General features: G+C 39.2%; 9 protein-coding genes and 1 riboswitch. Of the genes, 8 read left to right on the top strand and 1 reads right to left on the bottom strand.

Annotated features, from left to right (window positions below; all coding sequences use genetic code 11):
- Both AC52RT_RS11020 and AC52RT_RS11025 read left to right on the top strand, forming a co-directional pair.
- Positions 1-188, top strand: a 188-nt coding sequence (locus tag AC52RT_RS11020) for a hypothetical protein (protein ID WP_495540788.1), incomplete at its 5' end; no start/stop codon positions are given.
- A gap of 55 nt (positions 189-243) precedes the next feature.
- Positions 244-801, top strand: a complete 558-nt coding sequence (locus tag AC52RT_RS11025; protein ID WP_495540789.1) for an AAA family ATPase — start codon at positions 244-246, stop codon at positions 799-801.
- Positions 802-881: 80 nt separating this feature from the next.
- On the opposite strand, the gene pdxR is transcribed toward AC52RT_RS11025, so the two are convergent.
- Positions 882-2,279 (bottom strand): MocR-like pyridoxine biosynthesis transcription factor PdxR, encoded by a 1,398-nt coding sequence (gene pdxR, locus AC52RT_RS11030; protein ID WP_495540790.1) that lies wholly within the window; start codon positions 2,277-2,279, stop codon positions 882-884.
- A gap of 122 nt (positions 2,280-2,401) precedes the next feature.
- Between pdxR and pdxS the strand changes: the two genes are divergently transcribed.
- The 6 genes from pdxS to AC52RT_RS11060 all read left to right on the top strand — a co-directional run bounded on the left by pdxS (position 2,402) and on the right by AC52RT_RS11060 (position 7,145).
- Entirely contained in the window at positions 2,402-3,289 is an 888-nt protein-coding gene (gene pdxS, locus AC52RT_RS11035; protein ID WP_495540791.1) for a pyridoxal 5'-phosphate synthase lyase subunit PdxS, read from the top strand.
- Between the two features lies 1 nt (position 3,290).
- Complete coding sequence (gene pdxT, locus AC52RT_RS11040; RefSeq protein WP_495540792.1) at positions 3,291-3,881, top strand: pyridoxal 5'-phosphate synthase glutaminase subunit PdxT; 591 nt, start codon at positions 3,291-3,293, stop codon at positions 3,879-3,881.
- Between the two features lie 87 nt (positions 3,882-3,968).
- A riboswitch (SAM riboswitch) is annotated at positions 3,969-4,074 on the top strand.
- 99 nt (positions 4,075-4,173) lie between these two features.
- Positions 4,174-4,548 carry an NADPH-dependent FMN reductase gene (gene ssuE / locus AC52RT_RS11045; RefSeq protein ID WP_495540793.1) on the top strand — a complete coding sequence of 125 codons (375 nt, stop codon included), beginning with the start codon at positions 4,174-4,176 and terminating at the stop codon, positions 4,546-4,548.
- A gap of 257 nt (positions 4,549-4,805) precedes the next feature.
- Positions 4,806-5,042 carry a hypothetical protein gene (locus AC52RT_RS11050; RefSeq protein WP_495540794.1) on the top strand — a complete coding sequence of 79 codons (237 nt, stop codon included), beginning with the start codon at positions 4,806-4,808 and terminating at the stop codon, positions 5,040-5,042.
- A gap of 265 nt (positions 5,043-5,307) precedes the next feature.
- Positions 5,308-5,817 carry a mismatch-specific DNA-glycosylase gene (locus tag AC52RT_RS11055; RefSeq protein WP_495540795.1) on the top strand — a complete coding sequence of 170 codons (510 nt, stop codon included), beginning with the start codon at positions 5,308-5,310 and terminating at the stop codon, positions 5,815-5,817.
- 308 nt (positions 5,818-6,125) lie between these two features.
- Positions 6,126-7,145, top strand: a complete 1,020-nt coding sequence (locus AC52RT_RS11060; RefSeq protein ID WP_495540796.1) for a glycoside hydrolase family 15 protein — start codon at positions 6,126-6,128, stop codon at positions 7,143-7,145.
- The last annotated feature ends 76 nt before the right edge of the window (positions 7,146-7,221 follow it).

Raw genomic sequence — 7,221 nt, forward strand, 5'->3', positions numbered from 1 at the left:
GACTGGAGAGTTTTTTTATGAATATGAAGTCACCTATGTTTATCGTTTGGATGATTGGTATTGCTATGATCGCCTTTTTTACAGGGGAAATAGCGACAGTCATGATGTTGTATTTAATTTTAATTACGCTAAATGCCATTCATTCAGTTATTCAAGATTTTTATCATGATTGGAAGAACAGGTCTTAAGTGAGAGATCAGAATGGGAAAGACTCTACTCGAAGTAATTAGCAGGAGGTAATTTATGAAACTTGTTCTTTTGTTTGGACCTCAAGCAGTGGGTAAAATGACAGTCGGGCAAGAATTAGAGAAGATAACTGATTTGAAACTGTTTCACAACCACATGACCATTGAATTACTTGAACCATTTTTCAAGTTTAGTCCTGAGATGTGGAGACTATCAGATTTATTTAGAACAGAAATATTTAAAGCTGTTTCTGAGAGTGAGCTGAAAGGCTTGATATTTACCTATGTGTGGGCTTTTGACCAACCAGAGGATTGGAAATATGTAGACGATCTCTGTGAAATTTTTCAATCAAAAGGGGCAACGATTTATTTTGTTGAGTTAGAATCTGAAATGAATGTGAGACTAGAACGAAATAAAAGCCCGCACAGACTTGAGCAAAAACCTACCAAAAGGAACATAGATTGGTCAGAAAATGAATTAAGGGAGTCCATGAAAAAGCACAGATTGAACTCCTTCGACGGTGAATTAAAAAAAGAAAATTACATAAAAATTAATAATACTAAATTAAGTGCGATAGAAGCCGCTAACCTAATTTCGGCAAGATTTAATTTATAATCATGTAAGCTTGGAAGTACTTTTCAAGCTCTTTTTTTATTCAAAAAGTACTTTTGCTTCATCAGTTCGTTCATATCCTGTTAAAACCCCCAGCTCTCTAATAAACCATTCAGTGCCTCTGTTAGTTTAGTCTCTGGGATGCCAGCAAAGCCAAGAATGATTTGTGGATGTGAAAGGTTCTGTTTTGCCATTGAGTAGAGCGATACTGGATAGATTTTAAATCCAGCTGCAGCAGCTTTTGTGACGAGTGTGTCTTCAGTCATTCCATTGTTAACTGCTAATACAACATGAAGCCCCGATTGCTCACCAATGACTGTAATCGTAGAAGAATAGGGCTTTATTGAGGCTAAAACCCTTTCTAACTTACGACGGTAAAGTTTACGCATTCGATTCAAATGTTTCTCGAAGTCTCCCATTTTCATAAATTCGGTTAAGATATGTTGATCTATTCTTGAAACAGTAGAGTGGTAGAAAGAGAGATCTTGCTTATGCCTAGCAAGCAGCTGTTTTGGCAGGACCATATAGCTGATTCGAATGGATGGCATGAGTGATTTTGAAAACGATCCTAAGTAGATGACTTTCTCTGTGTAATCTAAGCTCTGTAGGGAGGGAATTGCTTTACCAGTATATCGAAATTCACTATCATAATCGTCTTCAATAATAAATCGATTTGAATGCCCGCTGGCCCAGTTTAATAATTGTGTCCTTCGGTTAACAGACAAAACGGTGCCGTAGGGAAAGTGATGGGAAGGGGTCACATAGACGATATTAATCGGTGAGTTCTCGACATTTTTCACGATCAGGCCTTCTTCGTCTACTGCGAGTGGATACACCTGATGATTATAGCAAGTTAAAATTTGCTGAATTAGATGATACCCGGGATCTTCGACACCATAAATGGTAGTTGGGTTTAATAGTAAAACGAGCTGCTGTAATAGAATTTCAATCCCAGCGCCCAAAATAATTTGATCTGGGCTGCATTTTACACCTCTAGCATGATATAGGTATACCGCGATTTCATGACGCAGCTCTATTTCTCCTTGTGAGTCTCCAAGTAAAAGCCATTCATGATGGTCTTCATGCATACTGTTTTTGGCATATTTACGCCATTGTTGAAAGGGGAAGTTTTCTGTATCAATCTGACTAGGATGAAAATCAATAGTAATTGAATTCATTTGTAGATTCGTTTGTAAGGGCAGTGTACTTTTTGCTCCGATATATTCCAAATCTTCCGATGCCATCACGAAATAGCCTTTACGTGGAATAACCTCGAGGTAGCCTTCAGCGGTCAGCTGTTCGTAAGCTGTTTCAACTGTGTTTAAACTTATATGTAAGACATCTGCTAACTTACGTTTTGAGGGAAGCTTTGTTTGGAAAAGCAGCCTGCCTTCCGTAATTTCCGCTTTAATATGTGCGTATAATTGTTCGTACATCGGAATGGAACTGTCTCTATTTAATTCAACGGCTAACCTATCCATCTAGTCTCCTGCTTTCTCTGAACCCATCGTTTTATGTAAAACTGACACTTTTAATACATTCACTTGGTTTTTATACTAAAGAACAAATAGTAAAAAATCAACATAAATTGGGAGATGAAGAGATGAATAAAGTAATAGCAACGGATGCGGTTAAACGAGGGATGGCTCATATGCAAAAGGGCGGAGTCATCATGGATGTTGTCAATGCCGAGCAAGCTAAGATTGCGGAAGCAGCAGGTGCAGTAGCTGTAATGGCCTTGGAAAGAGTGCCTTCTGATATTCGGGCAGCTGGAGGAGTCGCAAGAATGGCTGATCCAAGAATTACTGAAGCTGTCCTGAATGCTGTCTCGATTCCTGTAATGGCAAAAGCAAGAATTGGACATATCATCGAAGCTAGAGTGTTAGAAGCCATGGGGGTTGATTATATTGATGAAAGTGAAGTATTGACCCCAGCTGATGAAGAGTTCCATATTCTGAAAAGTGCGTTTACGGTGCCCTTTGTCTGCGGCTGTCGTGATTTAGGAGAAGCAGCTCGGAGAATAGGTGAAGGAGCGTCCATGCTTCGTACAAAAGGGGAACCAGGTACGGGAAATATTGTGGAAGCTGTTCGTCATATGCGAAAAGTTCAGGCTCAAATTAGAAAAATAATCTTAATGAATGACGATGAATTAATGGTTGAAGCGAAGAACTTAGGAGCCCCATATGAGATTCTTAAACAAATTAAAAAAGAAGGGAAATTACCGGTCGTGAACTTTGCTGCTGGAGGAGTGGCTACGCCATCTGACGCTGCCCTGATGATGGAACTCGGTGCTGATGGGGTATTTGTTGGCTCTGGGGTGTTTAAATCGGAAAACCCAGAGAAATTTGCCAACGCGATTGTTCAGGCAACGACGTTTTATAATGATTATGAATTAATTGGGGCGCTTTCTAAGGAACTTGGATCTCCAATGACAGGTATCGATATTTCTAAGCTTGCTGTGGCAGACCGTATGCAGGAGCGAGGGGTGTAACATGGCAGTAATTGGTGTAGTCGCCTTACAAGGTGCTGTGGAGGAACATCGAAAACAAATAATCGATACAGGTTCTGAAGCCGTAATTGTCAAACATCCTGAGCAGCTAGAAAAACTGGATGGGCTGATTATCCCAGGCGGTGAAAGTACAGCAATTGGGAGCTTAATGGCCCGTTATGGATTTATCGAAGCGATTAAAAATTTTTCTAATCAACAAAAACCTATATTCGGTACCTGTGCCGGCCTGGTCCTCGTTGCGAAAGGGCTTGAAGGGGCTGAGTCTGCTCATTTAGAAATCATGGACATCGTCGTTAAACGCAATGGTTTTGGGAGACAAATTGATAGTTTTGAAGCAAATATTGAAATAAAAGGGATGGAGGCTCCTTTTCAAGCGGTATTTATACGTGCACCGTATATTATATCAGCTGGTGATCAGGTTGAAATTCTAGCACGAGTAGATGAAAAAATAGTCGCCGCCCGCTGTGATCATCTCTTAGTCACTGCGTTTCATCCAGAACTGACCGATGATAACCGATTTTATAAAATGTTCAATGAAATGGTTGGATCGTCAATGGTAAGCCATTCATCTTAATACCACTGATTATAGTAAATGAGTATGGTTTTTATATATAATCTTGACAGAGACTATTCGAACAATTATGATAATTATAACTTAATATTCTTATCAAGAGAAGCTGAGGGACTGGCCCTTTGAAGCTTCAGCAACCTATGCTTTCGAGCAAGCAGGTGCTAAATCCAGCAAGTAGTGTCTTGAGAGATAAGAGTAGATTCAAAATGTCCTCTTTCTCTTTGAATGGGGATATTTTTGTGTGTAAGAAAAGCAGCAAGACGATAAAACATGTATCATGAAAGGATCCTACACTATGAGTGAAATTGTTATTTTATCTGGGAGTCCTTCCTCCCCCTCACGAACAGATTTAGTACTGAACTATGTAAAAGGAATCATTGAACAGCATGGATTTAAGGTCACTACTGTAAGCGTACGTGATTTCCCTGAAGGTGACTTAATTCATGCTCGGTATAATAGTCCTGAAATAAAAAAATTTTCTGAACTGATTGAAAAAGCGGATGGAGTGATTATTGGTTCTCCTGTATACAAGGCTTCCTATACGGGTGTATTAAAAACGGTTATTGATTTACTGCCAGAGGGTGCGTTAAAGAATAAACCTGTTTTACCAATCATGGTCGGTGGAAGTCCGGCACATTTACTGGCCATTGATTATGCATTAAAACCGTAAATCGCCGTCTTAAAAGGACAACCGCTTCAAGGAGTTTATATAATAGATAAGAAAATTAACAAAGAAAACTTGTCAGCACCAATAGAGGATGAAGACCTATTACAACGCATTACGGTTCAAGCAGAAGAATTCGCCGAAGCGATTCAAAAGGTACAGATCATACACGTTTAAGATAATAACAGCCACCGGCCATCCATGACTAATCGTAAACTAGCAAGCTATGAGCCTTCCCTGTCAGGGTTTGTCCTTTTATGGGGATGAGTAAACAGTATCCACAGCTTGAACATCATAACGTATTTTTCCCCGAAAACTATCAAGAGGAGTTTAAGGATATCTTCATAAAGAAACAACTCCCAGACAATCCGGCTATATATATTTGTTATTCAGGTAAGTCTGAAGCTAGTCTAGCGCCTATGGGACATAGTAATCTATTTTTTCTCATCAATGCACCATATTTAAAAAACGACTATGCTGAAAAAAATATTCAAATGTAGAAAAAAAGGGGTTGAGTAACTTAAAGCAAAACATCATGTATCAAGGGCATGTCCTCTAATACGTTTTCGCAAACTTTCTCCAAAATTAGAAATAAGTCTAAAGATATCAAAAACCTATGGTTTGTTGGTGGCAGTACTCATCCTGGCGGGGGCACCCCCATTGTGACAAAATCAGGTCAGCTTGTTGCTAAAGAGATTATGAGGGAATAGATACTTTGGTTAGCTTGTATTATACTATAGGGACTTATAGTCAAAGGAGTAGAATATGGATCATATTCCAGATCATCTTGATAAAAACTTACTCATCCTGTTTATCGGCTTTAACCCAAGTATACGTTCAGGAGAAGAGGGACATCATTATGCAAATCCCGCTAATCGATTTTGGAAGATTCTCCATGAATCAGGCTTAACATCCCGCAGGTATTTGCCTAAAGAAGATGCAGCCCTGCTGGAGCTTGGATATGGGTTCACGAATATTGTGTCGAGACCGACAGTGGGAGCAGTGGATATTACGAGAGAAGAATACGTGATTGGACGGCAGCAATTGAAAGAAAAAATCCAAGCTTACAAGCCTAAATATGCTTGCTTCGTGGGCAAGGGTGTTTATCAGGAATATTCACGAAAGAAAAAGGTGGACTGGGGATTTCAACCGCAGTCAATCGTGCCAGGAACCGTCGATTTTGTCGCCCCTTCATCGAGTGGATTAGTACGAATGAAAGTAGAGGATGTTACAGATATATACCGAAAACTCGCCGACGCATTGAAACTAAGGTGAGGAACACAGTTGGCTTTCGGGCCAGCTGTTTTTTTATTTTTAAAAAGTATTAAATTGTTTTAGCTATGACCGATACACTATATATAAGGACCATATACCTAGTGAACGATCCTTACAAACCATCGACCCCTTTGCCAAAGGTGTAGGCAAGTGTTCATTTTAGTAGAATATCCTTTCTTGATTATCACATGAACAGGTTTCTACATAAACTATCACATGTAAATCAACTTGTTCGGACTTATTTTTATTCACTAATTGAAAGCGCTTTAATGAACGGTGAAAGCTGATAATAAACGGGGGTGTCTAGCATGAAATTAAATGATGCGCTTGATGTATTAGATCGGATGCGTCTTCCCAATGGTGCGTATACAGCGAGTATCTCACAAGACTATAATTATGTTTGGATTCGTGATGTGGTCTATACAGTACTACCATTTTTACAAAGTCCTTCTGAACGGTATGAAAAAGCTTATCATGCTTTGTTTGATCTTTTTAAAACGTATGAATGGAAAATTGATATCCATCGTGAAAAGAAACCAATGTATCTCTTTGAACACATTCATTCCCGCTACTCGACTGAATTAAAGGAAATCAGTCAAGAGTGGGGACATGCGCAGAATGATGCGCTAGGAGCCTTCTTATGGGGAGTTGGGGAGGGCGTTCGGCAAGGGCAAAAGATTATTCGAGATGAGAAAGACCTTTTGATGGTTCAAAAATTAGTAGACTATCTAGAGTGTTTACAGTACTGGGAAGCACATGATAATGGAATGTGGGAAGAAAATATTGAATTGCATGCTTCAAGCGTGGGAGCCTGTGTAGCGGGTCTACACTCAGTGAAAATGCTGGTAAATGTCAACGATGGATTAATTCAAAAGGGTGAAGAAACATTGCGCTTTCTCCTTCCACGAGAAAGTATAACTAAAGAGACAGACCTTGCCCTCCTGTCACTTGTTTATCCTTATCGAATTGTTGATCGGAAAACAGCACTAAAAATTGTGGAAATGGTTTCTCAAAAGCTGGAGCGGACAAATGGCGTTATTCGGTATGCCCATGATCAATATTATAATGAAGGCAGCGAAGCAGAATGGTGTTTTGGTCTTCCTTGGCTGGGCTTATGTTATTTTGAATTAGGCATGTATGAGAAAGCCTATGAATATGTCATGAAAACAGAGAGAATTATCCCTGATAATTGGGAGATCCCGGAACTATATATTGGTGGAATCAATATACCAAACGGAAATACACCGCTAGCTTGGTCTGTTTCTCTTTCCTATCTGTTTTTAAATCGCATGAGCATGTCTTCAAATCAATTAATGGGCAATAATTAATATCGTTTAATTTATCCGAAAATCCTTCAGAAATGGAGGTTTTTTTGTTTTATTGATATGTAAGCGTTTTAATATA

The organism is Peribacillus sp. (assembly GCF_059453735.1).

What these genes read in the sequence shown, in the direction of transcription:
- AC52RT_RS11025 (WP_495540789.1), top strand. Translation starts at nt 244, where the DNA reads ATGAAACTTGTTCTTTTGTTTGGACCTCAAGCAGTGGGTAAAATGACA.
- pdxR (WP_495540790.1), bottom strand. Translation starts at nt 2,279, where the DNA reads ATGGATAGGTTAGCCGTTGAATTAAATAGAGACAGTTCCATTCCGATG.
- pdxS (WP_495540791.1), top strand. Translation starts at nt 2,402, where the DNA reads ATGAATAAAGTAATAGCAACGGATGCGGTTAAACGAGGGATGGCTCAT.
- pdxT (WP_495540792.1), top strand. Translation starts at nt 3,291, where the DNA reads ATGGCAGTAATTGGTGTAGTCGCCTTACAAGGTGCTGTGGAGGAACAT.
- ssuE (WP_495540793.1), top strand. Translation starts at nt 4,174, where the DNA reads ATGAGTGAAATTGTTATTTTATCTGGGAGTCCTTCCTCCCCCTCACGA.
- AC52RT_RS11050 (WP_495540794.1), top strand. Translation starts at nt 4,806, where the DNA reads ATGAGTAAACAGTATCCACAGCTTGAACATCATAACGTATTTTTCCCC.
- AC52RT_RS11055 (WP_495540795.1), top strand. Translation starts at nt 5,308, where the DNA reads ATGGATCATATTCCAGATCATCTTGATAAAAACTTACTCATCCTGTTT.
- AC52RT_RS11060 (WP_495540796.1), top strand. Translation starts at nt 6,126, where the DNA reads ATGAAATTAAATGATGCGCTTGATGTATTAGATCGGATGCGTCTTCCC.